Below are 25,801 nucleotides of genomic sequence, written 5' to 3'. Positions count from 1 at the left end.
GAACGTATGGACAGCGATGAGGGCTTCCGGCGTTCTCCGCGGCCGAGGGAGCGACGGATGACCACCGACGTAGTGATCGTAGGTGCGGGCGGAATGGGCCGGGAAGTTTTCGGGGTAATCCGGTTGTTGAACGCGCACGCGGTCGGCGGGGACCCGTGGCGCGTCCTCGGCTTCGTCGACGACTTCCCCACCGAGTCCAACGTGACGCAGGTGCGGCGGCTCGGTGTGCCCTTCCTCGGGCCGACCCGCTGGCTGGCCGGTCAGCCGGCCGGCACCCGGGTGGCGCTGGCCGTCGGGCATCCGCGGCGGCGCCGCGAGACGGACGCTGTCCTCGCCCGGTACGGCCTCCCCGCCGCCACCGTGGTGCATCCGGCGGCGGAGATCGGCCCGGACTGTGTCTTCCAGGAGGGGCTGTTCGCCGCCGGTGGCGCGCGGGTGACGACGAACGTGGTGCTGGGCCGCCAGGTGCACCTCAACCAGAACTGCACCGTCGGGCACGACACCGTGCTCGGTGACCACGTCTCGGTCAACCCGCTCGCCGCGGTCTCCGGCTACTGCCGGCTGGACGACGGCGTGATGGTCGGCACCACCGCCGCCGTCCTGCCGGGACTGCGGGTCGGTCGGGACGCCGTCGTGGGCGCGGGCGCGTGCGTGACCCGGGACGTGCCGGCGGGCACGGTGGTGACGGGCGTGCCCGCCCGGCCGGTGCAGCGGTCAGCGGCGGATGCCGGCCCAGTCGTGATGCCGGCGTACGGTCGAGAGGATGAAGTCGACCACCCGGCGTGACGTGTCCGGGACCTGGTAGTCGAGTGGGCAGGTGACCGGGCCGGCCGCCGTCTGGGCCAGCACGACCCGGACGCTCTCCACCACCCCGACCGGGTCCAGCCCCGTCATCACGATCGCACCGCAGTCCAACGCCTCCGGACGCTCGATGGACTCCCGGAGGGTCACCGCCGGGAACCCGAGGATCGCCGCCTCCTCGCTGACGGTGCCGCTGTCGGACAACGTGCACCGGGCGTGCCGTTGCAGGGTCACGTAGTCGAAGAAGCCGAACGGCTCGTGGAAGGTGATCCCGTCCAGGAGCGTGCCGTCGACGGCAAGCGACTCCAGCCGCTTGCGGGTACGCGGGTGGGTGGAGACCAGCAGCGGCAGTCGCCACTCGTCCCGCACGGCGCAGAGACAGTCGAGAAGCCGGCGGAGCCGGTCCGGGTGGTCGACGTTCTCCTCCCGGTGCGCGCTGACGACGAAGTAGCCGCCGGGTTCGAGGGCGAGCTGCGCCAGGACGGTGGACCGGTCGATCTGTGGCCGGTAGTGGTCGAGAACCTCCCGCATGGGCGAGCCGGTGTGCAGGATCCGGCGGGGGTGCAGGCCCTCGGCGATCAGGTTGCGCCGGGCGTGCTCGGAGTAGACCAGGTTGAAGTCGGCGACGTGGTCGACCAGCCGGCGGTTGGTCTCCTCCGGGACGTTGAGGTCGAAACAGCGGTTGCCCGCCTCCATGTGGTAGACGGGAACCTTCATCCGCCGCGCCATCAGGGCCGAGATGGCGCTGTTGGTGTCGCCGAGCACCAGCAGCGCGTCCGGCCGCAGCTCGCCGATGGCCTTCTCGGTGCCGACCAGGACCGCGCCGAGCAGGTTGCCGAGCGACCGGGTGTCGGCCCGCAGGAAACGGTCGGGCGCCCGTACGCCCAGCTCGGTGAAGAAGATGTCGGACAGCGCGGGGTCCCAGTTCTGTCCCGTGTGCACCAGCGTGTGCTCCACGGTCCGGTCCAGCATGTCGATCACCCGGGCCAGGCGGATGATCTCCGGCCTGGTCCCGACGACGGTCATCACCCGGGTCACGTACGCCTCCTCGTGGCTGCTCGGGGTTCTTCGGACACCGCCGGATGGACGGCTCGGCCGGCGTCCCCCGCGGACCGGCCCTGTGGGGGCAACCGGTGCCCCGGGTTGGTGATCGCCTGCCACGCCTGGTCGAGGGCGCTGACCCGGGGCCGGGCGAGCCGCCACCGGCGATAGGCGTCCCCCGCCGCCACCCGGGCCGCCCGCCGCTGTGCGGGTGGAGCGGCGGCGACGCGGGTGACGAGCGCACCCAACGCCTGCGGGGTCAACTCGGTGAGGACCTGCCCGCCACCGTCGCGTAGCACGGGCGTCCACGGTGTCCGGTCCGAGCAGATCACCGGGCAGCACGCCGCGAGGCTCTCCGCGATCGCGTGGCCGAGGTTCTCACCCCGGGTCGGCAGGACGGCGGCGTCGTAGCGGGAGAAGGTCTCACCCACCTCCCGGGGGCGCAACTCACCCCGGTAGGTGACCACGGAGGGGTCGGGCAGGGCCGCCCGCAGCTCCAGACACCGCTGCCAGTACCGCGGGTCCTCCACCGGGCCGTAGATGTCGAGCCGTACCCGCCCCCGGACGTGGGCGAGCGCGGCCAGCACCAGGTCGAGATTCTTCATCGGTGAGATCCGACCGATGAAGACGAGGCGCGCGTGGTCGGTGGCCGGCAGGTCGGCCGGAGCACGACGCGGCTCGGGGCCGACGCCGGTCGCCTCGACGGCGATCCGCGCCCCGGGCAGCACCCGCCGGATGTCACCCGCTTCCTGTGGGCCGGTGGCGTGCCACCACACTCTGGGTCCCCGCAGCATCCATCGCCAGCCGGTCAGGAACACCCGCTTGCGGGCCCGGTGCAGGCCGAGGGCGGCGGCGCCGAACTCGCCCCGGGGGGCCACCAGGATGCGGTCCACCCGCAGCAGACCGAGCCGCGCCGCGGCGATGGGCAGGATCGAGAAGACCGACCAGACGCTGTTGACGTAGAGCAGGTCGAACCGCACCGACCGAAGCGACCGCCAGAGCCTCCACCAGTGCGCCGGACGCCGCGTTCCGAGATAGAAGACATTCGTCCGGCCGCGTTGCACCCAGGTGCCGGACAGCCCCGGGTAGGCGGCACGCGCACCGAGATCCCGGTCGCGGGTCAACAGGGTGGTGGAAACATGGACGCTGGCCGTTTCGAGCACCTCGGAAATGGATCGGACAGGCCCGCCGGCACGCCACCCGGGGCTGAAGTAGCCGGCCGTGACAAGGACCCGAAAATTGCTTCCCTCACCATCCGCCAACCGGTCGTCGGCATTGGGCGCGGGGCTGGTGGAGCCGGCCATCCTCGCTCCTCGCTGAAGACACGAAACTGGTGGTAACAACGAGCGGGAGCCAATTCGGTGACTGCTCCTCGCAATTTCCGCGAGTTTGCCGAACATTACCCGGAAACACGGGGTCGACGACCCGGAACCCGGTATAAGGAAGGCGCGCGGAAAATCATCCGGCACACGGCACGGGAGGAACTCCATGTCACGAGTGGCACTCATATCCGGCACCACCGGGCAGGACGGTAGCTACCTTTCAGAGTTCCTGCTCAACAAGGGCTACACGGTGCACGGGATAAAGCGAAGGTCCTCCTCGTTCAACACGGAGCGGATCGACCGGATCGACGTCCATCCCCGCCACGACGAGGCGCGCCTGTTCCTCCACTACAGCGACCTCTCCGACCCGGCCTCGTTGACCTCGCTGATCCGCGACATCCGGCCGGACGAGATCTACAACCTCGGCGCGCAGAGCCACGTACGGGTCTCGTTCGACATCCCGGGCTACACCGCGGACGTGACCGGGGTCGGCGCCCTGCGGATGCTGGAGGCCGCCCGGGCCGCCGACGTCGACTGCCGCTTCTATCAGGCGTCCTCCTCGGAGATGTTCGGCTCCACCCCGCCCCCGCAGCGCGAGGAGACGCCGTTCCACCCCCGCAGCCCGTACGCGTGCGCGAAGGTCTACGCCTACTGGACGGCGGTCAACTACCGCGAGTCGTGGGACATGTTCTGCGTCAACGGCATCCTGTTCAACCACGAGAGCCCCCGGCGGGGCGAGAACTTCGTCACCCGCAAGGTCACTCGCGCGGTGGCCAGGATCGAGGCCGGCATCCAGGACAAGCTCTACCTGGGCAACCTCGACGCGGTGCGGGACTGGGGCTACGCCCCGGAGTACGTCGAGGCGATGTGGCTGGCCCTCCAGCAGGACACCCCCGACGACTACGTGGTGGCCACCGGCGAGGGGCACTCGGTACGCGAGTTCGTCGAGACCGCCTTCGACCGGGTCGGGCTGGACTGGCAGAAGTACGTGGAGATCGACCCTGCCTACTTCCGTCCGGCCGAGGTCGACGCCCTCATCGGTGACTCCACCAAGGCCCGGCGTCGGTTGGGCTGGGCGCCCAAGACCCTCTTCAGCGACCTGGTGCGGGTGATGGTGGACGCCGACCGGCAGCTCCTGGAGGACGAGCGGATGGGACGCCTGGTGCGGGTGGACCGATGAGGATCACCGTCGACGCCACTCCGATCCGTCCGGGCCACGCCGCCGGGGTCGAGGCATTCACCTACGGCCTGCTGGCCGGCATGGCCGCCGACACCTCCTGCGAGCTGCGGGTGAACGTCCTGCGTGGCACTCTGCCGCAGTGGCGTCACCAGGTGCCCACCCCCCGCCTCGGCTGGGCCGAGGTCGCCCAGCCGTTACGCTCCGACACCGCCCCGGGTCAACTGCTGCGCCGTTGGACACCGACGCGGGTCCGCGACTCCCTCGCCGTCCGCCGGGCGGTCAACGCGGTCCGGCAGCGTTCGGTCCCCCGGCAGCGGGGGGCGGACGTCACGTTGTACCCGTTCCACAGCAACCCGATCGCCGCCGACCCGTCGGTCGTCGTCGTGCACGACCTGCGGCACCTGCGGGCCGCCTTCCACGCCCCCGGCTTCGCCGCCGTCGTCCGGGCGAACGTGGCCCGCGCGTCCGCCGTCGTGGTCACCTGGCCCCACCCGTACCGGGAGACTTTGCGGCTGTTTCCCGAGGCGGCGGAGCGGACCGCGCTCATCCCGACCCCGACGTTCCAACCCGCGCCCGAACGCGCCGCCACCCGACCCGAACCGGGGCTGCTCGTCTACCCGTCCTCCACCGCGAGCCACAAGAACCACGCGACGCTGCTGGAGGCGATGGCGCTGCTCCCGCAGTGCCGGCTGGTCTGCCCCGGCCCGCTGGTCGAGCCCGAGGCCAGTCGCCTGCTCGCCCGCGCCGCGCAACCCGACCTGTGTGGCCGGGTGTCCTTCCCCGGCTTCGTCACCCGCGACGAGTTGGACGCCCTCTACGCCCGGACCGACGCGGTGGTGATCCCGTCGCTCTGGGAGGCGGCGAGCGGTGCGATGCTTGAGGCGTTCAGTTGGGGGCTCCCCGTCGCCTGCGCCGACGCCGAGCCGTTGCTCGCGCAACTGGAGTTCACCGGCGCGGAGGCGGCGGTCTTCCGGGCCACGGAGCCGGCCTCCCTGGCCGAGGCGGTCCAGCGGGTGCTGGCCGACCGGCCGCGCTACGCCGCCGCCGCCCGGCGCGCCAACGGCCGGTTGGCCGCCCGTACCTGGGCGGCGACCGGCAGCGACTACCTCGACGTGCTGCGGTGGGTGGCGGAGGGACGACCCGGGCCGATGCCGAGATCCGCGTTCGCCGCGGAACTCAGCGGGGAGGAAGCGTCATGAGCATGGCGGACGACCGCTATCCGGTGGCCCGACCGAGCCTCTCCGAGTTGGAGGAACGGTATGTGGTCGACGCTCTGCGCAGCGGCTGGGTCTCCTCCCGGGGTCCCTACCTCGACGATTTCGAGGACCGCTTCGCCCGGCGGTGTGCCGCCGGCACGGCGCTGGCCACCGCCAACGGCACGGTCGCCCTGCACCTGGTCCTCGCCGCCGCCGGGATCGGACCGGGTGACGAGGTCATCGTGCCCGCGCTCACCTACGTGGCGACCGCGAACGCCGTCGCCTACTGCGGGGCGCGCGCCGTCTGCGTGGACGTGCTGCCAGAGAGCTGGTGCGTCGACCCCGCCGCGGTCCGGGCCGCGATCGGTCCGCGGACCCGGGCGGTCATCGCCGTCGACCTGTACGGCCACCCCGCCGACTATCCGGCCCTGCGCGCGCTGTGCCAGCGGCACGGTCTGCTCCTGGTGGCCGACGCGGCGGAGTCCTTCGGCGCCACGGCCGACGGACGCCCCACCGGTGCGCTCGCCGACGCGACCACCTTCTCCTTCTTCGGCAACAAGGTGATCACGGCGGGTGAGGGGGGCTGCGTGACCACCTCCGACGAGACGCTCGCCGCCCGGATGCGCCTGCTGCGCAACCAGGGCATGGACCCGCACCGCCGGTACTACTTCCCGGTGCTGGGCTACAACTACCGGATGACCAACCTGGGCGCGGCGCTGCTCTGCGCCCAGCTCGACCGCGCCGACGAGATCATCGCCCGACGCGACGAGGTGATCGCCGGCTACGAGGCGCAACTCGCCGACGAGCCGGCGCTGTCGGCGCAGCCGGTGGTCGCCGGGGTCCGCCGGGCACCGTGGATGGCCGCCTTCCTGGTCGGCCCGGAGGGGGACGCCACCTCCCGCGACACGCTCGCCCTGACGCTCGATCGGCTCGGCGTGGAGACCCGGCCCTTCTTCGTACCGATCCCCGACCTGCCCGCACACCGGGATCCGGCGGCGCACTGCCCGGTGACCGCCGACCTGAGCCGGCGCGGCATCAACCTGCCCACGTATCCGGAGCTGACCGAGGCGGGGCTCAAGACGGTGGTGGAGCGCATCCGCGCCGCCCTGGCGAGCATCGCCTGACCCACCTGCGCCCGTCCGCCACCCGGTCCCGCCCGGCGCTCACCCGCCGGTCGGAACCGGGTCGAACCGGCGGGCCCGGGGCGCGCGGTATCGCAGCAGCAGCAGGTAGCTGCCGGCCCAGGCGACCGCGCTGACCAGGGCGAGGAAGGCGAGCGCGCCGGCCGCGCCGGTCGCCCCGAACAGCACCGCCGCGACGACCACCACCGGCACCCGCAGTCCACCGAGCAGGACGCCGAGCAGGATCGCCCGCCGGCTCGCCCGCTCGACCCGCAGCCCGGCGAAGCCGACGGCGGCCGGCACCGCGAACAGGCTCTCCAGGGCCAGCAGCACCAGCAGGCTGCGGGCCAGGCCCCAGTTGGGACCGAGCAGCAACCGGCCCACCGCGTCGGGCAGGAGGGCGACCGCGACCGTCATCGGCAGGACGCCGGCGGTCACGACCAGCGTCACCCGGACGGCCGCCCTGGTCCGCACCGCGCGCGACCCGGCGCGGGTGCGGGCCAGGTACGGCAGGGTCAGCGTGGCGGCGGTGGACAGCACCAGGTTCACCGGCCCGAGCAGGGTCCGTCCGGCGCTCAACGCGCCGACCACCGAGGTGCCCGCGAAGGCGGCCACCGCGCTCAGCGACAACTGCGCCGATCCGGTGGTCAGCAGGAACTGCGTGCCGAACCCCACCGCGACGCGGCTCTCCGCCCGGCCGACGCGCCAGCCGGGCCACAGGGCGTAGCCGCGACGGACCCCGACCACCACCCCGATCAGCGCGCCGCCGAACGCCCAACCGGCGACCACGGACGGCGCGTCGACCAGCCGGAACAAGCCGGCCAGCACGGCACAACCGGTGACCGCCGCCCAGGCGACCTCCTGGAACAGCGCGCCGGACGGGGTGCCGACGCCGACGGCGATCGCCTTCGCGTAGTCGTAGAGCACCAGACCGGGCAGGGCGAGACCCACGAGCACCAGATAGGGCGAGCCGACGGCCGCGCCCGCGGCGCCGAGCGCGGCGCCGCAGGCCGTGCCGAGCAGGGTGACCCGCCGGGCGGCGGACGGGACGCCCGACCCCGCCGCCAGCACGGCCTCGGTCACCATGCTGCGGACCAGCCCGGAGCCGAGCACGTAGAACGTGAAGGCGAGGGCGAACTCGCCCACCCCGCCGATGGACTCCAGCCGGGTGACGGTGATCGCCACCAGCAGGTTGCCGCCGCTGGACAACCCCCCGACGAGCAGGGCGAGCACGGCCCGACGGCCGCGCCGGGGGACACCGGGGACGTCTCCGCGGCCGGCCCGGGAGCGGACCCGGACGGTCATCGGGCGGCACCCACCGGCAGGGACAGGTGGTCGTCGCGCCGGGCGGGGGCGCTGCGGGTCGAGCCCAGCAGCAGGAGGACGGGCGCGGCCGACACCACGTGTTGCAGGAACCCGATCGTGGAGTCGGGATAGGTACCGGACCAGAGCAGCACATCCGAGAAGACCAGGCAGAACAGGCTCAACCGGGCCGGGCCGGGCCGACCCCGCCACCGCATCAGCAACGCCACGAAGCCGGCCCAGAAGCCGTGCACGGCCACCACACCCACCGGCCCGTCGAAGAACCAGATGTTGCCCAGCAACAGGAAGCTGTACGACGACGTCGGCCCACCACCGAGGAACTGGTTGATCCGCTGCCCGGTGGACAACGCCGGCCGCTCCGGGTCGAGCACCCGCGGCACAATCCCGTACCTGACATAGTCGGCGACACCAGGCTGCCCGATCTCGACCGGCACGTCGTAGCCCGCCACCGCGGTGAGCTGACTGTCCAGACGGAGCCGGTCGGCGGCGGTGACCTGGGTGTCCACCGCCACCCCCTGCGCGTCCCGGATGGTGTTGCGCTGGGCGAACATGGCGGGCCAGGCGAGGAGGAGCACCACCGTCCAGAGCAGGAGGTGACGCAGCCGGAAGACGCCGCTGACGGCTCCGGCGGCGGCCACGAAGAACACCAGGGCGATCAGGGGCGCGGACCGGGCGGTCAGGACCGCGACGTACGCCTCCGCGCCGACGAGCACGACCACCCAGCAGTACAGCTTCCGCGACGACAGCCGGCCGCCGAGTTGGCTGCCCACCAACAGGGCGAAACCCAGGATGCCCCAGCCCGAGAAGAGCGCGCACGCCATCGCGAGTGGGGTGTCGGACAGTTCGCCGGACACCTGGCTGACGACGGTCCCCCGACCGAGGTGGGCCCCGACGACGTTCGCCGCGATGCCGGTCAGGGTCACCAGCCGCGCCACCGGATAGATCCGGGGGTATCTGGCGGTCGCCTGCCGCATGCCCTGCCGCCACTGCGGATCGGGACGGCCGAAGAGCAGACCGATCGTCTCCACACTGGCGCTGCCCAGCAACGCCAGGCCCACCAGGAGCACGATGAGACCGGTGTGCGGGTTGCCGTTGAGCACCGCCGTCGGAAGGATGAACACCACGTACGGGGCGAGCACCAGGAAGCTGACCGGATAACACCGCAGCAGCCCACCGACCAGCTCCCGCCGACGTCTGGAGCGGGCACCGGGATCCCGGCGGGCCATCCCGGCGCCGACCACCGCGACACCGGCACCGGCGTCGGCCGGCAGCCGGCCGGCGACCGCCCTGGACCCGATCATCAGAACTCCCCTCGCCGTGCGTAACGAGCCAGCCGCAGCCACGGGACGGTCATCCCGGGTGGACCACCTGACGGCTCGCGCCTCCGCCCGGGCTGAGGGGGATGAAACGGGCCAGCCACATCAGGAGAAAGACCGTCAGCGCCGACACCGCGTGTTGCAGGAACGCGATCGTGGAGTCGGGATAGGTCCCGGACCAGAGCAGCACATCGGAGAAGACCAGGCAGAACAGGCTCAACCGGGCCGGGCCGGGCCGACCCCGCCACCGCATCAACAACGCCACGAAGCCGGCCCAGAAGGCGTGCACGGCCACCACACCCACCGGCCCGTCGAAGAACCAGATGTTGCCCAGCAACAGGAACGTGTAGGACGACGTCGGCCCACCACCGAGGAACTGGTTGATCCGCTGCCCGGTGGACAACGCCGGCCGCTCCGGGTCGAGCACCCGCGGCACCAGCCCGTACCTGACATAGTCCGGGACACCGGGCTGCCCGATCTCGACCGGCACGTCGTAGCCCGCCACCGCGGTGAGCTGACTGTCCAGACGGAGCCGGTCCGCCGCCGTCACGTCGCCGCTCACCGTGATGCCCTGGTCCTGCCGGATCTCGTTGCGGTGCTCGAACATCGCCGGCCAGAGCAGCAGCAGTGCCACCGTGCCGAGCAGCAGGACCCGCAGCCGGAACACGCCGCAGACCGCGCCGGCGGTGACCGCGAAGAAGACGAAGCCGATCAGAGGGGCGGTGAGGGCGGTCAGCATGGTGACGAGCACCTGGGTGGCGACGAGCGCGGCGAGCCAGCCGTACAGCTTCGCCCTGGACAGCCGGCCACCCAGGTGGCTCGCGATCAGCAGTGCGAAGCCCAGCGCGCTCCAACCCGAGAACAGCTTGGTCAGCGCCACCAGCGGCGCGTCGGACAGTTGCCCGGAGATCTGCGCGGTGATGCTCCCCCGGCCGAGGCGCGCGCCCAGCAGGTCGGCCGTGATGCTGGTCAGGGTCACCAGCCGGGCCACCTGGTAGATCCGGGGATATCGGGCGGTCGCCTGCCGCATGCCGTGCCGCCACCGCGGATCGGGACGGCCGAACAGCAGGCCGACCGTCTCCACCGAGATGCTGCCCAGCAACGCCAGGCCCACCAGGAGCACGATGAAACCGGTGTGCGGATTGTCGTTGAGCACCGCCGTCGGAAGGATGAACACCACGTACGGGGCGAGCACCAGGAAGCTGACCGGATAACAGCGCAGCAGCCCACCGACCAGGTCCCGCCGGTGTCCCGACCCGGCGCCGCGTGCCGGTCGTGCTGCCCGGGCGTCGATGACGTCGATCTCCGGTCCAGGGTTGGCGACCACCCCGGACCGGTTCATCAGATGCGCCCCTCACTGTTTTCCGTCGCCTCATGCGCAACGAGCCAGCCGGTGCCGCGACACGCCCACGACGGGGAAACGTGGCGAAACGCCGTCGTGCCCCCGTCCGGCGGGCGGACGGGGGCACGACGGGCGTCCCGGAGGCTACGACAACACGCCGTCGACCAGGGACTTGGCCTCCTCCTGGATCCGGGCGAGGTGCTCCGGGCCCTGGAACGACTCGGCGTAGATCTTGTAGACGTCCTCGGTGCCGGACGGCCGGGCGGCGAACCAGCCCGACCCGGTGGTCACCTTCAGCCCGCCGATCGCGGCGCCGTTGCCCGGCGCGGTGGTCAGGACCGCGGTGATCGGCTCGCCGGCCAGCTCGGTCGCGGTGACCTGCTCCGGCGACAGCTTCGCCAGGACCGCCTTCTCCTCCCGGCCGGCCGGGGCGTCGATCCGCGCGTAGGCGGGAGCGCCGAACCGGTCGGCCAGCTCGGCCCAGTGCTCGCTGGGGGTGCGCCCGGTCACCGCGATGATCTCCGCGGCGAGCAGGCAGAGCAGGATGCCGTCCTTGTCGGTGGTCCAGGTGCTGCCGTCGCGACGCAGGAAGGACGCGCCGGCGCTCTCCTCGCCCCCGAAGCCGACCGCGCCGTCGAGCAGGCCGGGCACGAACCACTTGAACCCGACCGGCACCTCCAGCAGCGTCCGGCCCAGGTCGGCCGCGACCCGGTCGATCATCGAGGAGGAGACGAGCGTCTTGCCCACCGCCGCGGCCGGGCTCCACCGCTCCCGGGTACGGAACAGGTGGCCGATCGCCACCGCCAGGTAGTGGTTGGGGTTCATCAGCCCGCCGTCGGGGGTGACGATGCCGTGCCGGTCGGCGTCGGCGTCGTTGCCGGTGGAGACCTGGTACTTGTCGCGGGCGGCGATCAGCGAGGCCATCGCGTTCGGCGAGGAGCAGTCCATCCGGATCTTGCCGTCGCCGTCGAGGGTCATGAACCGCCAGGTCGGGTCCACCTCCGGGTTGATCACCGTGAGGTCGAGGCGGTGCCGCTCGGCGATCTCCCCCCAGTACGCCACGCTCGCCCCGCCCATCGGGTCGGCGCCGATGCGCACCCCGGCGTCCCGGATCGCGTCGATGTCGAGCGCGGCCGGCAGGTCGTCGACGTAGTGGGCGAGGAAGTCGTACGTCCCGGTGGTGTCGGCGGCGCGGGCCCGCGCGTACGGGATGCGTTTCACCTCCTTGAGCCCGGCGGCGAGGATCGCGTTCGCGCGGTCCTGGATCCACTTCGTGACGTCGGTGTCGGCGGGGCCGCCGTTGGTGGGGTTGTACTTGAACCCGCCGTCGGACGGCGGGTTGTGCGACGGGGTGATCACGATGCCGTCGGCGAGCCCGGAGGTGCGGCCCCGGTTGTGGGTGAGGATGGCGTGCGACGCCGCGGGGGTCGGGGTGTAGCCGTCACGGCTGTCCCGCAGCACGGTGACGTCGTTGGCGGCCAGCACCTCCAGCGCGTCGGCCTCGGCCGGCGCGGAGAGCGCATGGGTGTCCCGGGCCAGGAACAGCGGGCCGTCGAGGCCCTGCTCCCGCCGGTAGTCGCAGAGCGCCTGGGTGACGGCGAGGATGTGGTCGGAGTTGAACGCGCCGCGCAGGCTCGACCCGCGGTGCCCGGAGGTGCCGAAGGAGACCTGCTGCGCCGGATCGCTCGGGTCCGGGTGCTCGGCGTAGTAGGCGGTGACCAACCGGGGCACGTCGACCAGGTCGGCGGGCTCGGCGGGTTGTCCGGCACGGGGGTGGGCCACTGCGGGGTCCTCCTCGATGGATGGGGTGGGGCCGGTCAGGGCTCGATGCGCTGACCCTTGCCGATGACGACGACGCCGTTGTCGGAGACGGTGTAGCGCTGGCGGTCCCGCTCCAGGTCGACGCCGATCTCGGCGCCCTCCGGGACGGAGACGTTCTTGTCCAGGATCGCCCGCCGGACGACCGCGTGCCGGCCGATCTCGACACCTTCCATCAGGACGGCGCCGTCGACGTGCGCCCAGGAGTGCACCTTGACCTTGGGCGAGACGATCGAGTTCTCCACCAGCGAGCCGGAGATCACCGAGCCGGGCGAGACCATCGAGCTGACCGCCCGGCCGACCCGTTCGCCCCAGGCGTGCACGAACTTGGCCGGCGGGTACGGCGGCTGCTCGGTGTAGATCGGCCAGTCGAAGTTGTAGAGGTTGAACACCGGGTGCACGTTGATCAGATCCATGTGGGCGTCGTAGAACGAGTCGAGCGTCCCCACGTCACGCCAGTAGCCACGGTCCCGGTCGGTGCTGCCCGGCACCTCGTTGTCCTTGAAGTCGTAGACGTTCGCCTCGCCCCGCTCGACGAGCATCGGGATGATGCTGCCGCCCATGTCGTGCTTGCTGGTGCGGTCCTCCGCGTCGCACTCGACCGCCTCGCAGAGCGCCTTGGTGGAGAAGACGTAGTTGCCCATCGAGGCGTAGATCTGGTCGGGCGCGTCGGGCAGCCCCACCGCGTCGGTGGGCTTCTCCCGGAACGCCCGGATCTGCTTGCCGTCGGCGCCGACCTCGATCACGCCGAACTGGTCGGCCATGGTCAGCGGCTGCCGGATCCCGGCCACGGTCACTCCGGCGCCGGAGGCGATGTGGTCCTCCACCATCTGCCGCGGGTCCATCCGGTAGATGTGGTCGGCGCCGAAGACGATCACATGGTCGGGCTGCTCGTCGTTGATCAGGTTGAAGCTCTGGTAGATCGCGTCGGCGGAGCCGGCGAACCACCACGGGCCGCGGCGCTGCTGCGCCGGCACCGGCGTGACGTAGTTGCCGAGGAGCGTCGACATCCGCCAGGTCTTGGTGATGTGACGGTCCAGGGAGTGGGACTTGTACTGGGTCAGCACGACGATCTTGAGAAAGCCGGCGTTTGCCAGGTTGGAGAGGACGAAGTCGACCATGCGGTACATCCCGCCGAAGGGGACGGCCGGCTTCGCCCGGTCGGTGGTCAGGGGCATGAGACGCTTGCCCTCCCCGCCGGCCAGGACGATCGCGAGCACCTTGGCAGCCATGGTCAGACGCTATCCACCCTGCCGCGACTTCACCACTCGGACGGCGCAGTTGCGCACCCGGTGAGATCCGGCGGTCTGCACTAAGGTGCCGGGCATGGCACCGTTGCGCGTCGACCTGCTCACCCGTGAATACCCGCCGGAGGTCTACGGCGGCGCCGGGGTGCACGTGGAATACCTGGCCCGCGAGCTGCGCCGCCTCGCCGAGGTGCGGGTGCACTGCTTCGGCGCGCCACGTTCCGAGGAGGGCGTCACCGCGTACGCCGAACCGGCCGGCCTGGCCGGTGCGAACCCCGCGCTGCGCGTCATGGGCGTCGACCTGGAGATGGCCGCCGGCACCGCCGGCGCCGACGTGGTGCACAGCCACACCTGGTACGCGAACCTGGCCGGGCACACCGCGAAGCTGCTGCACGGGGTGCCGCACGTGGTGACCGCGCACAGCCTGGAGCCGCTCCGCCCGTGGAAGGCCGAGCAGCTCGGCGGCGGGTACGCGCTCTCCTCCTGGTGCGAGCGGACCGCGTTCGAGGCCGCCGACGCGATCGTCGCGGTGAGCGAGGGCATGCGCCGGGACGTGCTCACCGCCTACCCGGGGGTGGACCCGGACCGGGTCCGGGTGGTCTACAACGGCATCGACACCGCGCAGTACGCCCCGGACACCGGCACCGACGTGCTCGACCGGCTCGGCATCGACCCGGCCCGGCCCAGCGTGGTCTACGTCGGGCGGATCACCCGGCAGAAGGGCCTGCCCTACCTGCTGCGGGCGGCCCGGGAGCTGCCCGCCGACACCCAACTCGTGCTGCTGGCCGGCGCGCCGGACACCCCGGAGATCGGCGCCGAGGTCGAGGAGTTGGCCGCCGAGCTGCGGGCGACGCGCTCCGGCGTGGTCTGGGTGGCGGCGATGCTGCCCAAGCACGAGGTGATCCAGGTGCTCACCCACGCCACGATCTTCGTCTGCCCGTCCGTCTACGAGCCGATGGGCATCGTCAACCTGGAGGCGATGGCCTGCGAGACGGCCGTGGTGGCCACCGCCACCGGCGGCATCCCCGAGGTGGTCGCGGACGGCGAGACCGGGCTGCTGGTGCCGATCGAGCAGGCCGGCGACGGGTCGGGCACCCCGCTGGACCCGGAGCGCTTCGTCGCCGACCTGGCCGACCGGATGAACGAGCTGCTGGCCGACCCGGCGCGGATCGCGGCGTTCGGCGCGGCCGGCCGCCGACGCGCGGTGGACCACTTCTCCTGGTCCGCCATCGCCGACCAGACGCTCGCCCTCTACCGCTCGGTGCAAGGAGGGGCCCCCGCTTAACGCTTTCGGTAGAGGCGGGGCCCCTTCTTAACAGATGTCGACCGGGCCGTGGCCGCGTCGAGGCCGGCACGGTGCCGGCACAGACGGTCGCTATGCACCGCCCGGACGGCGAGCGCTACGACGTGCGGGCGACCATGCCGCTCGCCTGGATCCTCAACACCAGCCCGCCCGACTACGACCTCGGCTGATCCTGCTAGGCCTGGCCGCCACCACAGATCTTGGAAGCAAATGGCCCCCGGAGGGGCCGAAATCTTCCAAGATCTCGGGCGAAGTCGGCAACTGGCTTCGGCCGGCGTCAACACGACGCCCCGGGGGTGCTGGTCCCGCTGCGCGGGTCGCCACAACAGGTGAAACCCGCTCAACCCGCACGAGAAGCCATCACTCCCACCGAAGGATGAGCGGAGAGGTGATCGCCTCCCGGAGCGCGGTGCGAGGGCAGCAGAATGATCAACAGACGGGATGTGCTGCGGGCCGGCGCGGCTGGCGCGTTGGGGACCGGTCTGGTGGGTGTGCTGTCACCGGCCACCGCCGCCACCCCGGACACGGAGGCGGCGGAGCGGGTCAGCCGGCGGGACTGGGAGCGGCTGGCGCGCGCGCTGTCGCCGGCCTCCACTCTCTACCGGCCACCGGACGCCAGCTATCCGCCGCTGGCGCTCCCGTTCAACCACCGGTACGCCGGCACCCACCCGGCGGGCATCGTGACCTGCGCCAGCACCCGGGACGTCCGGGAGTCGATCCGCTGGGCCCGCGCGGTGGGGCTGCCCGCGGTGCCCCGCTCCGGGCTGGGCCACAACTACGCCGGCTACTCGGTGACCCCCGGTCTGCTGCTCAACATGGCCCGGATGAAGGGGATCGTCACCACCCCGCTGCCGACCGCCCCGCCGGCCCGGGCCTACGGGCCGATCCGGGTCACCCATGGCGCGGGCACCCTCACCGTGGGAGCCGGTGTCGCAAACGGCGACCTGCACTCGCTGCTGGAGGACCGGGGCATGTTCGTCCCGACGGGCCGCTGCCCCAGCGTCGGTGTGGCCGGGCTGGTGCTCGGCGGCGGCATCGGGTTCAGCGACAAGATGTTCGGCCTGACCTGCGACCGGCTGGTCTCGACGACGGTGGTGCTCGCCGACGGCCGCGTCGTGGAGGCCAGCGAGGAGTCGCACCCCGACCTGTTCTGGGCCTGCCGGGGCGGGGCGGGGAACAACTTCGGAGTGAACACCTCCTTCACGTTCCAGTACGAGCGGTTCGAGGGGAACGTCGGCGTCTACCGGTTGCGCTGGAGCCTGGACTCGGTGCTGCCGGTGCTCGCCGCCGCGCAGCGGGCCGCCGTGGACACCCTGCACGACAGGCGGTTCCACCTGCGCGTCGGCATCGGGACGAACGGGTTCACCCGGGAGCAGGTGCGCGCCAACGCCAACGTCAACGCCATCGGCCAGTTCTACGGCCCGGTCGAGGAACTGCGCGCCATCCTGGCCCCGCTGCTCGACATCGGCACCGCCGAGGAGCGCACCCGCAACAGCGCGACGGTGCGCGAGGTCACCCCCGGTGAGGCGAGCGCGTTGCTGAGCGCCACCACGCCGGTGGAGAAGTTCGCCGCCAAGTCGGCGGTGCTGCACCTGGCGACCCTGCTCACCGACGACCAGGTCGCCGCCGCCGCCGAGCGGCTGCTCGACTGGCCGGGCAGCGGCAACCCGGACGGGGCCGGGTTCGCGATGTTCGCCCTCGGCGGCGAGATCAACCGGGTGCCACCGGACGCCACGGCGTTCGTGCACCGCGACGGCGTGTTCATCTTCGCCGCCGAGACCTCCTGGGCGGACTACGACTCGCGCCGCGTCGCCACCGCCAACCTGCGCTGGCTCGACGAGTTCTACCGCGACATCTTCGGTGCCACCCCGCCCCGGCACGCCTATCAGAACTTCCCCGACCCGACGCTGAGGGACTGGCGGCGGGCCTACTACGGCATCAACTACGCCCGCCTCGTCCGGGTGAAGCGGAGATACGACCCGACCGACTACTTCACCTATCCGCAGGGGATCGGTAGCTGACCGCCGGCTGCCGACCCGGATCCGGTGCTTCGGCGGCGCACCCGAGCGCGAGACGATCTCGCGCAGTAGGTTGGGCGGGTGACTGGACGGTTCCCGATCGAAGACGTCTCCCCCGTCGTCGCCTGCGGTCGCTACCCGGCCAAGGCGGTGGTCGGCGAGGTCGTACCGGTGTCGGCCCGGGCCTACCGCGAGGGCCACGACGCGCTCGGCTGCAACGTGGTCTGGCTCGGCCCGGACGGCGCGGCCCGCCCGTTCACCCGGATGCGCGCCGGCGAGCCGGGGCAGGACCGCTGGCACGCCACCATCCGACCGGACGCGGTCGGCGAGTGGCGGTTCACCGTCGAGGCGTTCCAGGATCCCTACCTGACCTGGCAGAACGCGGTGACGAAGAAGTTGGCCGCCGGTCAGGGCGCGGCCGAGCTGGCGAACGACCTGGCCGAGGGCGTCCGCGTGCTGACCGCCGCGCTCGACCTGGTGCCGAAGGCCGACCGCAAGCGCGTACGGGCAGCCGCGAAGGCGCTGCGCGACGGGAAGGCCGACCTGCCGCGCCGGGTCAGCGCGGCGCTCGACCTGGCCGACCTGCTCTGGGAGCACCCGGTGCGCGAGCTGGTCACCACCGGCGACGAGCGCACGCTGTGGGTGGACCGGCCACGGGCGCTCTTCTCCGCCTGGTACGAATTCTTCCCCCGCTCCGAGGGGGCGATCGCGGCCACCGTGGACGCGCCGGCCCGCTCGGGCACGTTCACCACCGCCCTCGACCGCCTGCCCGGCGTGGCCGCGATGGGTTTCGACGTGCTCTACCTGCCGCCGATCCACCCGATCGGCCGGGTCAACCGCAAGGGCCGCAACAACGCGCTCACCGCCGGGCCGGACGACGTCGGCTCGCCGTGGGCGATCGGCGCGGTCGAGGGCGGCCACGACGCCATCCACCCCGATCTGGGTACGCCGGAGGACTTCCGCGACTTCGTCACCGCCGCCGCCGAGCAGGGCCTGGAGGTGGCGATGGACCTGGCGTTGCAGTGCGCGCCGGACCATCCGTGGGTCACCGAGCACCCGGAGTGGTTCACCACCCGGGCCGACGGCAGCATCGCGTACGCGGAGAACCCGCCGAAGAAATACCAGGACATCTACCCGCTGAACTTCGACAACGACCCGGACGGCATCCGGGCCGAGATCCTGCGGGTGGTGCGGCACTGGGTCGGCGAGGGCGTGAAGATCTTCCGGGTCGACAACCCGCACACCAAGCCGTTCGACTTCTGGCACTGGCTGATCGCCGAGGTCAAGCGCGTCGACCCGGACGTGTTGTTCCTGGCCGAGGCGTTCACCCGCCCGGCGATCATGCACGGGCTGGGCAAGATCGGCTTCACCCAGTCGTACACCTATTTCACCTGGCGGACGACGGCGGCCGAGATGCGGGAATACTGCGAGGAGCTGGTCGCCTCGGCCGACTGGATGCGGCCGAACTTCTGGCCCAACACCCCCGACATCCTGCACGAGTCGTTGCAGCACGGCGGCCCGCCGATGTTCAAGATCCGGGCGGTGCTGGCCGCGCTGCTCTCCCCCTCCTGGGGCATGTACGCGGGCTTCGAGCTGTTCGAGCACACCGCCCGCCCCGGCGCGGAGGAATACCTCGACAACGAGAAGTACGAGCTGCGCCCCCGGGACTGGGACGGCGCGGTGGCGCGGGGGCGGTCCCTGGCGCCGTTCATCACCACGCTCAACCGGGTCCGCCGCGACAACCCGGCCCTGCACCAGCTCCGCAACCTGCGTTTCCACGACATCGACAACCCGGCGCTGCTGTGCTGGTCGAAGCACGACCCGGACACCGGCAACACGGTCATCGTGGTCTGCTCGTTCGACTCCCGCACGGTGCAGTGGGGCAACACCACCCTGGACATGCCGGCGCTCGGCTTCGACTGGCACGAGCGGTTCACCGTGCGCGACGAGCTGACCGGCGCGGAGTACGACTGGGGGCAGCGCAACGCGGTACGCCTGGATCCCTACCTGCAACCGGCGCACGTGCTCACCGTGCGCCGCCCCACACCGCCACCCGCCGACGAGCCGGCGCACCCGGCCGCAACCGACCTGACCGTCGAAGACGTACCCGCCGACCTGTCCGGCGGCACCGCACCCACCGCACCGGCCGAGAAGGGCGACCCACGATGGACCAGCTGATCGCCGGTGAGGCGCACGACCCGCACGCCGTGCTCGGCGCGCACCCGGCCGACGGGAGCACCACCATCCGGACGCTACGCCGGGGCGCGGGCGAGGTGGCGCTGCTCGTCGACGGCGACCGGCACCCGATGAAACGGGTGCACGACGTCGGCGTCTTCGAGGCGGTGGTCCCCGGCGAGGTGCTCGACTACCGGGTCGAGGTGGACGGCGCGACGCTCGACGACCCGTACCGCTATCCCCCCACCCTCGGCGAGCTGGACCTGCACCTCATCGGCGAGGGGCGGCACGAGCGGCTCTGGGCGGCGCTCGGCGCCCGGGTCCTCGACGAGGGCGTGGCGTTCACCGTGTGGGCGCCCAACGCGCGCGGCGTGCGGCTGGTCGGCGACGTGACCGGCTGGGGGCCGGACGACGGCTGGCCGATGCGCTCGCTCGGATCCAGCGGCGTGTGGGAGATCTTCGTACCCGGCATGCCGGCCGGCAGCCGCTACAAATACCGCATCCTCGGTCCCGACGGGCGGTGGCGGGACAAGGCCGACCCCCTCGCCGCCCGCGCCGAGGTGCCGCCGGCCACCGCGTCGGTCGTCCACCATTCCCGGTACGAGTGGGGCGACGCCGACTGGATGGAACGCCGGGCGGCGCGGCAACCCCACCAGGAGCCGATGAGCGTGTACGAGGTGCACCTCGGCTCGTGGCGGCCCGGCCTGAGCTACCGCGAGCTGGCCGAGCAGCTCACCGCGTACGTGCTCGAGACGGGCTTCACCCACGTGGAGTTCCTGCCGGTGATGGAGCACCCGTTCGGCGGCTCGTGGGGCTACCAGGTCACCGGCTACTACGCGCCCACCGCCCGCTTCGGCGACCCGGACGACTTCCGCCACCTCGTCGACCGGCTGCACGCCGCCGGCATCGGGGTGATCCTCGACTGGGTGCCCGCCCACTTCCCGAAGGACGAGTGGGCCCTCGCCCGCTTCGACGGTACCCCGCTCTACGAACACCCCGACCCGCGCCGCGGCGAACACCCCGACTGGGGCACGTACGTCTTCGACTTCGGCCGCAACGAGGTACGCAACTTCCTGGTCGCCAACGCGCTCTACTGGCTGGACGAGTTCCACGTCGACGGGCTGCGGGTCGACGCGGTCGCCTCGATGCTCTACCTCGACTATTCTCGGCAGGAGGGCCAGTGGGCCCCGAACGTGCACGGCGGCCGGGAGAACCTGGAAGCCATCGCGTTCCTCCAGGAAGTCAACGCCACCGTCTACCGGCACCACCCGGGCGTCCTCATGATCGCCGAGGAGTCCACCGCCTGGCCGGGCGTGACGCGGCCGACCTCGGACGGCGGGCTCGGCTTCGGCTTCAAATGGAACATGGGCTGGATGCACGACACCCTGCTCTACACGTCGAAGGACCCGATCTACCGCCAGCACCACCACCACCAGCTCACGTTCTCCCTGGCGTACGCCTGGAGCGAGAACTACGTGCTGCCGATCAGCCACGACGAGGTGGTGCACGGCAAGGGCTCACTGACCGGCAAGATGCCCGGCGACACCTGGCAGCGGCTGGCCAACGTGCGGGCGCTGCTGGCGTACATGTGGGCGCACCCGGGCAAGCAACTGCTCTTCATGGGCTGCGAGCTGGCCGACGACCGGGAGTGGAGCGAGGAACGCGGCCTCGACTGGTACCTGCTGCACGACCCGGCGCGGGCCGGCGTGCAACGCCTGGTCGCCGACCTGAACCGCGCCTATCGGGCCACGCCGGCGCTGTGGGCGCAGGACACCGACCCGGCCGGCTTCCGCTGGATCGCCGGCGACGACGTCGCCAACAACGCGGCGTCGTTCATCCGGATCGCCCCGGACGGGCAGACGCTGGTGTGCGTGGCGAACTTCTCCGCGACACCGCTGGAGGACTACCGGATCGGCCTGCCGGCCGGCGGGACGTGGACCGAGGCGTTGAACACCGACGCCCACCATTACGGCGGGTCGGGAGTGGGCAACCTGGGCGAGGTGCACGCGGAGAACGTGCCGTGGCACGGCCTGCCCGCGTCGGTCTCCCTGCGCGTCCCCCCGCTGGGCGTGCTCTGGCTCCGCAAGCCCTGACCCCACCCCCACCCACCCCCTCCCCACAGATTCACGGAAAGAGTGCCTATCCAGCGCGGAATAGCCACTCTTTCCGTGAATCTGCGCGCCAGAGGGGGTGGGGAGGTGGTCAGACCAGGTCGGCTTCGCGGAGGAGTTTCCACAGGCCGGCGCCGTCGGGGGCGCTCAGCCACTTCTGGCCCACCGGCCCCGATGAGGCGCGCCCGGCCGGGGCGGGCAGGCTGCCGGCCAGCACCGCCTGGGTCGGCGACAGCCGCCGGATCGCCACGCCCGCCACGTTGTCCGGATGGGCGGCGGCGAACTCCCGGTAGATCTCCTGGTCGTGCTGCCCGTCGTCGCCGATCAGCAGCCACCGCACCTCGGGGAACTCGCGGGAAAGCCGGGCCAGCGTGGCCCGCTTGTGTTCCCGTCCGCTGCGGAACCAGCGGTCGGCGGTCGGCCCCCAGTCGGTGAGCAGCAGCGGCCCGGCCGGGTAGAGGTGCCGGGACAGAAACCGGGTGAGCGTCGGCGCGACGTTCCACGCGCCGGTGGAGAGGTAGAAGACCGGCGCGCCGGGGTGGGCGGTGACCAGACGCTCGTAGAGCACCGCCATGCCGGGTACGGCGTTGCGGGCGTGCTCGTCGAGGACGAACGTGTTCCACGCGGCGAGCATCGGCCGGGGCAGCGCGGTCACCATGACCGTGTCGTCGATGTCGGACAGGATGCCGAACCGGACGTTCGGGTCGAGGATGCGGACCAGCGCCTCCACCGGTTCGGCGTCGGCCACGCGCAGGCGTACGCAGCTCCAGCCGGGGGTGAAGTCGCCCTCGACGACGGTGTCGACGAAGCCGCTGCGGTCCGCGGTGACCTCCTTGCGCACGCCGTTGACCTCGATGGTCACCCGGGCGTGCTTGGCCGGCAGGGTGGCGAAGCTGCGCCAGCCGCGGACCTTCTCCAGCCGGCCGCGGCGGGTGTCCGGGCGGCCCAGCAGCACCCGGCAGAGCACCCGCGCCCAGCCGGGGGCGCCGTACCCGGCGTACGCGATGATGTTGGGCTGCCACCCGGTGCGCCGCAACCGGCGCTCCACGAACCCGTGCAGCGCGTCCTCGATGCGCGCGGCGCGGTGCAGTTGCGGCACGGCGAGTTGGTCCGGTGGTGTGGGTGGCACGTAGCAACACTGCCACACCCGGCGGGGCCCGGCCACGCGAGTGATCTGCACCGATCCGTCCGGGAACGCGCCTGCCGGCGTGTCAGACTGCGGTCGGGGCGACGACGGGGGCGGGGTCGTGTCGACAGCGAAGCGCAACCCGACAGCACAGCGCAGCCCGACAGCGAAAAAGCGCGACCCGACAGCGACGCGCCGCCCGGACGCGCCGGCGCTCGTGGCGTTGCTGCTCGGTGTGGCCGGGGTCGGCTACCGGCTGGTGCTGACCCTGCTCACGGTGCCGGCCTCGAACAGCGACGAGGCGACGTTCGGGCTGGCCGCGCTGCACATCGCCGGCGGCCACGAGCGGCCGGTCTTCCTCTACGGGCAGCGCTACATGGGCGTGCTGGAGTCGTATCTGGCCGCGCCGCTGCTGGGCTGGGCCGGGCCGAGCTGGCCGCTGTTGCGGCTGCCGCTGGTCGCGCTCTACGCGATCTTCCTGTGGCTGGCGTACCGCTTGACCCGCCGGATCTTCTCCGGATGGCTGGCCGTGGTCGTGGTGGGCCTGCTGGCGCTCGGCTCGGAGCGGGTGGTCCGCGACCAGCTCACCGCGGTCGGCGGTCGGCCCGAGGTGAAGCCGGCGGTGCTGGCGTTGCTGCTGATCGCGGTCGCGCTCGGCGAGCGGCGGGTCCGGCACCGCTGGCTGGCCACCGGGGCGTTCGGGCTGCTCGCCGGCCTGGCGTTGTGGTCGGACTGGCTGATCGCGCCCTACCTGCTGGTGGCCGTGGTGGCGCTGGTCCTGGCCGTCCCCCGGGACCTGGTGGGTTGGCCGGGCGTGCTGCTGGTCGCCGGTTTCGCGGTGGGGATCGCCCCGGTGGTGAAGGACAACATCGTGGCGCCGGCCGGGCAGGACTCGCTGTCGGTGTTCCGGCAGATCAGCACGAAGGAGGGGGTCGCCCCGTCGCTCGCGGAGCGGCTGCACGGCGGGCTGTTGGAGGGGGTGCCGCTGGCGTCCGGGCTGTGCCCGATGGACGGTTGCGCGCGCGGGGCGCAGTGGTTCGGCGCGCTCTACCCGGTGCTGCTGCTGGCCGCCGCCGGGCTCGGCGTGGCCGCGTACCGCCGGGCCGTCGACCCGGCCGCCCGGGTGCGGGCGGTGGCGATCCTCGCCCTGGCCGCGGGCGCGGCGTTGACGCTGCTGGCGTACGTGCGCAGCCCGCTCGCCGCGACGGATCCGCTCGCCAACGCCCGCTACCTGTCGGTGCTCCAGATCTCGCTGCCGGCGGTGCTGTGGCCGCTGTGGCTGGCCGCCGCGCACGCGCCGCGGGCCACCGCGTCCGTCGCGGCCCGGCTGCGGGGCGTCGCGGCGACCGGGGTGCTGGCCGGGCTGACCGTCGCGACGCTCGCCGGCACGCTGGCGTTCCTGGCCGGTATGCCGGGGGTATGGGCCGAGGAGCGGTCCGCCCGCCGGCTCGCCGACGCGGTGCTGCGCGCCGGCCTGCGTGACGTGTACGGGGACTACTGGACCTGCGGCCGGCTGATCTTCAACACGGGCGAGGCGGTGGCCTGCGGGGTGCTCGACGGCGACCTGCGGCCGGGGCAGAACCGCTACCCGGCGTACTGGCGGCGGGTGAACCTGGCGGCGCGACCCGGGTACGTGGTGGCGGCCGGCTCACCCGCGGAACGCGCGTTGCGGCGGCTGCTCGGCGGGCGGGCGGACGCGGCGGTGGTGGCCGAGGTCGGCGACGCACGCGTGTACCACCCGGAGCACGCGGTGCGGCCGTGGCGCTGAGCCGGCCCGTACGCTGTGCCGATGCTCATCCTGCTCCCTCCGTCCGAGGGGAAGGCCGAGGCCGGCACCGGTCGGCGGCTGGACCTGTCGCGGCTGTCCCTGACCGAGTTGAACCCGGCCCGGGAGGCGGTGCTGACCGCGCTCGTCGACCTCTGCGCCGGCCCGGACGCGGCGCCGGCCCTGGGCGCGTTGGGCCTGAGCGAGGGGCAGCGCGGCGAGCTGCGGCGCAACGCCCGGCTGCGGGCGGCGGCCACCGCGCCGGCCGGGCGGCTCTACACCGGGGTGCTCTACGAGGCGTTGGACCTGGCCACGCTGCCGGCGGCGGCGGAGCGGGCGGCCCGCCGGTCGGTGCTGATCAGCTCCGGCCTGTGGGGCGCGGTCCGGCTGACCGACCGGATCCCGCCGTACCGCTGCCCGGTCGGGGCGCGGCTGCCGGGCGTCGGGGCGCTGTCGGCGTACTGGCGGGCGGCGCTGGGACCGGCCGTGACGGCGGCGGCGGGCCGCGGCCCGGTGCTGGACCTGCGCTCCGGCGCGTACGCGGCCACGTGGACGCCGCGCGGGGCGGTCGCCGAGCGCACCGTGACGGTGCGGGTGCTGCACGAACGGGTCGTGGACGGGACGCCGACCCGGTCGGTGGTGAGCCACTTCAACAAGGCGACGAAGGGCCGGCTGGTCCGGGACCTGCTCCTCGCCGGCGCCCGGCCGCGCAGCGCGGACGCGCTCGTGGGGGCGTTGCGGGAGCTGAAGTACACGGTCGAGGAGGCGCCCCGGGCGACCGGCCGGCCCCGGCAGGTGGACGTGGTGGTGGCCGACCTCTGAGCGCAAGTTTTGCTCAAGGCTCGGGCGCAGCGGTTCCCCGGCCGGCTGTCGGGGGCCACGGTAGAGGCACCACGACGCCGACGAAGGAGCTGTGCCGATGCTCTCCGAGCCCACCACGCTGCTCGACCGGCCCCGCCCGTCGTCGCCACCCCCGCCGCTCGACTGGCTGACCCTGGCCGACGCCTTCGAGGTCGCCTGCCTGGTGCGCTGCACCCCGCCCCCGGCCGCCGACGTCCGCCGGCTCGGCATCGACCCGTACCGGGGCGGGACCGCCGAGTTCAACCGGGAGGACGCGGCGCGCCGGATGCGGCAACTGCTGCGCCGGCTCGACGTGCCGGTGGAGCACGAGCTGACCACGGGGGGCCTGCGCCGCCGCTACGAGCTGCACCGGCTGTCGGTGTCCCCGGGGCACCGGTCGGCGTACGCGAATCTGCTGGCGGCGGGCTGGCGGCAGGGCCGGCGGGAGCTGCTCGGCGGGCTGGTCCCCGGCGCCTCGACGGCGCGCCGGCTCTGGCGTCCCCGGCTGGCGGCGGCGGCCTGGCGGGCGGCGCTGCTCGCCGGCGGCCGGCACGTACGCCGGCACTGCCTCGGCATCCGGCTGGCCGACCGGGACCTGGCGGCGGTGCTGGTGCGCGGCGCGGCGCTGCTGGAGGTGCCGGCGGTGCTGCGGCCGGGGTCGGGCTGCTTCCTGGTGAGCGTCTCCAACGGCGAGCACCGGGTGCGCATCACCGAGAGCGCCACCCTGGGCTGACCGCGACACCGGCGGGGTTGCGC

The 25,801-nt window shown here is 72.7% G+C and carries 19 protein-coding genes; 11 read left to right on the top strand and 8 right to left on the bottom strand.

Features of this window, described 5'->3' with window-relative positions; translation table 11 throughout:
- The first annotated feature begins 57 nt into the window (after window positions 1-57).
- Window positions 58-786, top strand: coding sequence for a NeuD/PglB/VioB family sugar acetyltransferase (locus O7619_RS14105; protein WP_282288243.1), 729 nt, complete (start codon window positions 58-60; stop codon window positions 784-786).
- On the opposite strand, the gene wecB is transcribed toward O7619_RS14105, so the two are convergent.
- A complete protein-coding gene (wecB, locus tag O7619_RS14100; protein ID WP_282288241.1) occupies window positions 715-1,839 on the bottom strand; it encodes a UDP-N-acetylglucosamine 2-epimerase (non-hydrolyzing) in 1,125 nt (374 codons plus the stop codon). The two genes, O7619_RS14105 and wecB, sit on opposite strands and share 72 nt — an antisense overlap.
- The gene (locus tag O7619_RS14095) at window positions 1,836-3,005 is read right to left on the bottom strand and encodes a glycosyltransferase (RefSeq protein WP_282288239.1); all 1,170 of its coding nucleotides are present in this window, start codon (window positions 3,003-3,005) and stop codon (window positions 1,836-1,838) included. The genes wecB and O7619_RS14095 overlap by 4 nt, the downstream gene beginning before the upstream one ends.
- A 325-nt stretch (window positions 3,006-3,330) precedes the next feature.
- On the opposite strand from O7619_RS14095, the gene gmd reads away from it, so the two are divergent.
- Genes gmd through O7619_RS14080 form a run of 3 tightly spaced genes read left to right on the top strand, consistent with a single transcriptional unit; the run spans window position 3,331 to window position 6,664 of the window.
- Window positions 3,331-4,344 carry a GDP-mannose 4,6-dehydratase gene (gmd, locus tag O7619_RS14090; protein ID WP_282288237.1) on the top strand — a complete coding sequence of 338 codons (1,014 nt, stop codon included), beginning with the start codon at window positions 3,331-3,333 and terminating at the stop codon, window positions 4,342-4,344.
- Window positions 4,341-5,543, top strand: coding sequence for a glycosyltransferase (locus tag O7619_RS14085; protein WP_282288236.1), 1,203 nt, complete (start codon window positions 4,341-4,343; stop codon window positions 5,541-5,543). The genes gmd and O7619_RS14085 overlap by 4 nt, the downstream gene beginning before the upstream one ends.
- The gene (locus O7619_RS14080) at window positions 5,540-6,664 is read left to right on the top strand and encodes a DegT/DnrJ/EryC1/StrS aminotransferase family protein (RefSeq protein ID WP_282288235.1); all 1,125 of its coding nucleotides are present in this window, start codon (window positions 5,540-5,542) and stop codon (window positions 6,662-6,664) included. Before O7619_RS14085 ends, O7619_RS14080 begins: the two co-directional genes overlap by 4 nt.
- A gap of 39 nt (window positions 6,665-6,703) precedes the next feature.
- On the opposite strand, the gene O7619_RS14075 is transcribed toward O7619_RS14080, so the two are convergent.
- From O7619_RS14075 to glgC, 5 genes are all read right to left on the bottom strand, one after another.
- Window positions 6,704-7,966, bottom strand: a complete 1,263-nt coding sequence (locus O7619_RS14075) for a hypothetical protein (protein ID WP_282288234.1) — start codon at window positions 7,964-7,966, stop codon at window positions 6,704-6,706.
- Window positions 7,963-9,285 (bottom strand): hypothetical protein, encoded by a 1,323-nt coding sequence (locus tag O7619_RS14070; protein ID WP_282288232.1) that lies wholly within the window; start codon window positions 9,283-9,285, stop codon window positions 7,963-7,965. The genes O7619_RS14075 and O7619_RS14070 overlap by 4 nt, the downstream gene beginning before the upstream one ends.
- A 49-nt stretch (window positions 9,286-9,334) precedes the next feature.
- On the bottom strand, window positions 9,335-10,642 hold the full coding sequence (locus O7619_RS14065) for a hypothetical protein (RefSeq protein WP_282288231.1): 1,308 nt from the start codon (window positions 10,640-10,642) through the stop codon (window positions 9,335-9,337).
- A gap of 144 nt (window positions 10,643-10,786) precedes the next feature.
- Window positions 10,787-12,424, bottom strand: coding sequence for a phosphoglucomutase (alpha-D-glucose-1,6-bisphosphate-dependent) (gene pgm / locus O7619_RS14060; protein WP_282288229.1), 1,638 nt, complete (start codon window positions 12,422-12,424; stop codon window positions 10,787-10,789).
- Between the two features lie 35 nt (window positions 12,425-12,459).
- On the bottom strand, window positions 12,460-13,692 hold the full coding sequence (glgC, locus tag O7619_RS14055) for a glucose-1-phosphate adenylyltransferase (RefSeq protein ID WP_282288226.1): 1,233 nt from the start codon (window positions 13,690-13,692) through the stop codon (window positions 12,460-12,462).
- A 94-nt stretch (window positions 13,693-13,786) separates the two neighbouring features.
- On the opposite strand from glgC, the gene glgA reads away from it, so the two are divergent.
- The 4 genes from glgA to glgB all read left to right on the top strand — a co-directional run bounded on the left by glgA (window position 13,787) and on the right by glgB (window position 21,296).
- Window positions 13,787-14,992, top strand: coding sequence for a glycogen synthase (gene glgA, locus O7619_RS14050; RefSeq protein WP_282288223.1), 1,206 nt, complete (start codon window positions 13,787-13,789; stop codon window positions 14,990-14,992).
- 443 nt (window positions 14,993-15,435) lie between these two features.
- Window positions 15,436-17,031, top strand: coding sequence for an FAD-binding oxidoreductase (locus O7619_RS14045; protein ID WP_282288220.1), 1,596 nt, complete (start codon window positions 15,436-15,438; stop codon window positions 17,029-17,031).
- 78 nt (window positions 17,032-17,109) lie between these two features.
- Window positions 17,110-19,206, top strand: a complete 2,097-nt coding sequence (locus tag O7619_RS14040) for an alpha-1,4-glucan--maltose-1-phosphate maltosyltransferase (RefSeq protein ID WP_282288218.1) — start codon at window positions 17,110-17,112, stop codon at window positions 19,204-19,206.
- A complete protein-coding gene (gene glgB / locus O7619_RS14035; protein WP_282288216.1) occupies window positions 19,194-21,296 on the top strand; it encodes a 1,4-alpha-glucan branching protein GlgB in 2,103 nt (700 codons plus the stop codon). Before O7619_RS14040 ends, glgB begins: the two co-directional genes overlap by 13 nt.
- A 109-nt stretch (window positions 21,297-21,405) precedes the next feature.
- Here the strand turns inward: glgB and O7619_RS14030 are convergent, their stop codons facing one another.
- Window positions 21,406-22,443, bottom strand: coding sequence for a phosphatase domain-containing protein (locus O7619_RS14030; protein ID WP_282288828.1), 1,038 nt, complete (start codon window positions 22,441-22,443; stop codon window positions 21,406-21,408).
- A 214-nt stretch (window positions 22,444-22,657) separates the two neighbouring features.
- Here O7619_RS14030 and O7619_RS14025 point away from each other — a divergent pair, with 214 nt between their 5' ends.
- From O7619_RS14025 to O7619_RS14015, 3 genes are all read left to right on the top strand, one after another.
- Window positions 22,658-24,208 carry a hypothetical protein gene (locus O7619_RS14025; RefSeq protein WP_282288827.1) on the top strand — a complete coding sequence of 517 codons (1,551 nt, stop codon included), beginning with the start codon at window positions 22,658-22,660 and terminating at the stop codon, window positions 24,206-24,208.
- A 21-nt stretch (window positions 24,209-24,229) separates the two neighbouring features.
- Window positions 24,230-25,027 (top strand): peroxide stress protein YaaA, encoded by a 798-nt coding sequence (gene yaaA, locus O7619_RS14020; RefSeq protein ID WP_282288215.1) that lies wholly within the window; start codon window positions 24,230-24,232, stop codon window positions 25,025-25,027.
- A gap of 97 nt (window positions 25,028-25,124) precedes the next feature.
- Window positions 25,125-25,778 carry a hypothetical protein gene (locus O7619_RS14015; RefSeq protein WP_282288213.1) on the top strand — a complete coding sequence of 218 codons (654 nt, stop codon included), beginning with the start codon at window positions 25,125-25,127 and terminating at the stop codon, window positions 25,776-25,778.
- The last annotated feature ends 23 nt before the right edge of the window (window positions 25,779-25,801 follow it).

The organism is Micromonospora sp. WMMD998, assembly GCF_029581235.1.
Lineage (GTDB): Bacteria > Actinomycetota > Actinomycetes > Mycobacteriales > Micromonosporaceae > Micromonospora.
The sequence above is the reverse complement of the archived record's forward strand: the minus strand, read 5'-3'. Positions and strand labels throughout refer to the sequence as shown.

Excerpts from the sequence above, each read along its gene's own strand:
- O7619_RS14105 (WP_282288243.1), top strand. The coding sequence starts at position 58 with ATGACCACCGACGTAGTGATCGTAGGTGCGGGCGGAATGGGCCGGGAA.
- O7619_RS14080 (WP_282288235.1), top strand. The coding sequence starts at position 5,540 with ATGAGCATGGCGGACGACCGCTATCCGGTGGCCCGACCGAGCCTCTCC.
- O7619_RS14045 (WP_282288220.1), top strand. The coding sequence starts at position 15,436 with ATGATCAACAGACGGGATGTGCTGCGGGCCGGCGCGGCTGGCGCGTTG.
- glgC (WP_282288226.1), bottom strand. The coding sequence starts at position 13,692 with ATGGCTGCCAAGGTGCTCGCGATCGTCCTGGCCGGCGGGGAGGGCAAG.
- O7619_RS14075 (WP_282288234.1), bottom strand. The coding sequence starts at position 7,966 with ATGACCGTCCGGGTCCGCTCCCGGGCCGGCCGCGGAGACGTCCCCGGT.
- gmd (WP_282288237.1), top strand. The coding sequence starts at position 3,331 with ATGTCACGAGTGGCACTCATATCCGGCACCACCGGGCAGGACGGTAGC.
- O7619_RS14085 (WP_282288236.1), top strand. The coding sequence starts at position 4,341 with ATGAGGATCACCGTCGACGCCACTCCGATCCGTCCGGGCCACGCCGCC.
- O7619_RS14015 (WP_282288213.1), top strand. The coding sequence starts at position 25,125 with ATGCTCTCCGAGCCCACCACGCTGCTCGACCGGCCCCGCCCGTCGTCG.
- yaaA (WP_282288215.1), top strand. The coding sequence starts at position 24,230 with ATGCTCATCCTGCTCCCTCCGTCCGAGGGGAAGGCCGAGGCCGGCACC.
- glgA (WP_282288223.1), top strand. The coding sequence starts at position 13,787 with ATGGCACCGTTGCGCGTCGACCTGCTCACCCGTGAATACCCGCCGGAG.
- O7619_RS14070 (WP_282288232.1), bottom strand. The coding sequence starts at position 9,285 with ATGATCGGGTCCAGGGCGGTCGCCGGCCGGCTGCCGGCCGACGCCGGT.
- O7619_RS14065 (WP_282288231.1), bottom strand. The coding sequence starts at position 10,642 with ATGAACCGGTCCGGGGTGGTCGCCAACCCTGGACCGGAGATCGACGTC.
- glgB (WP_282288216.1), top strand. The coding sequence starts at position 19,194 with ATGGACCAGCTGATCGCCGGTGAGGCGCACGACCCGCACGCCGTGCTC.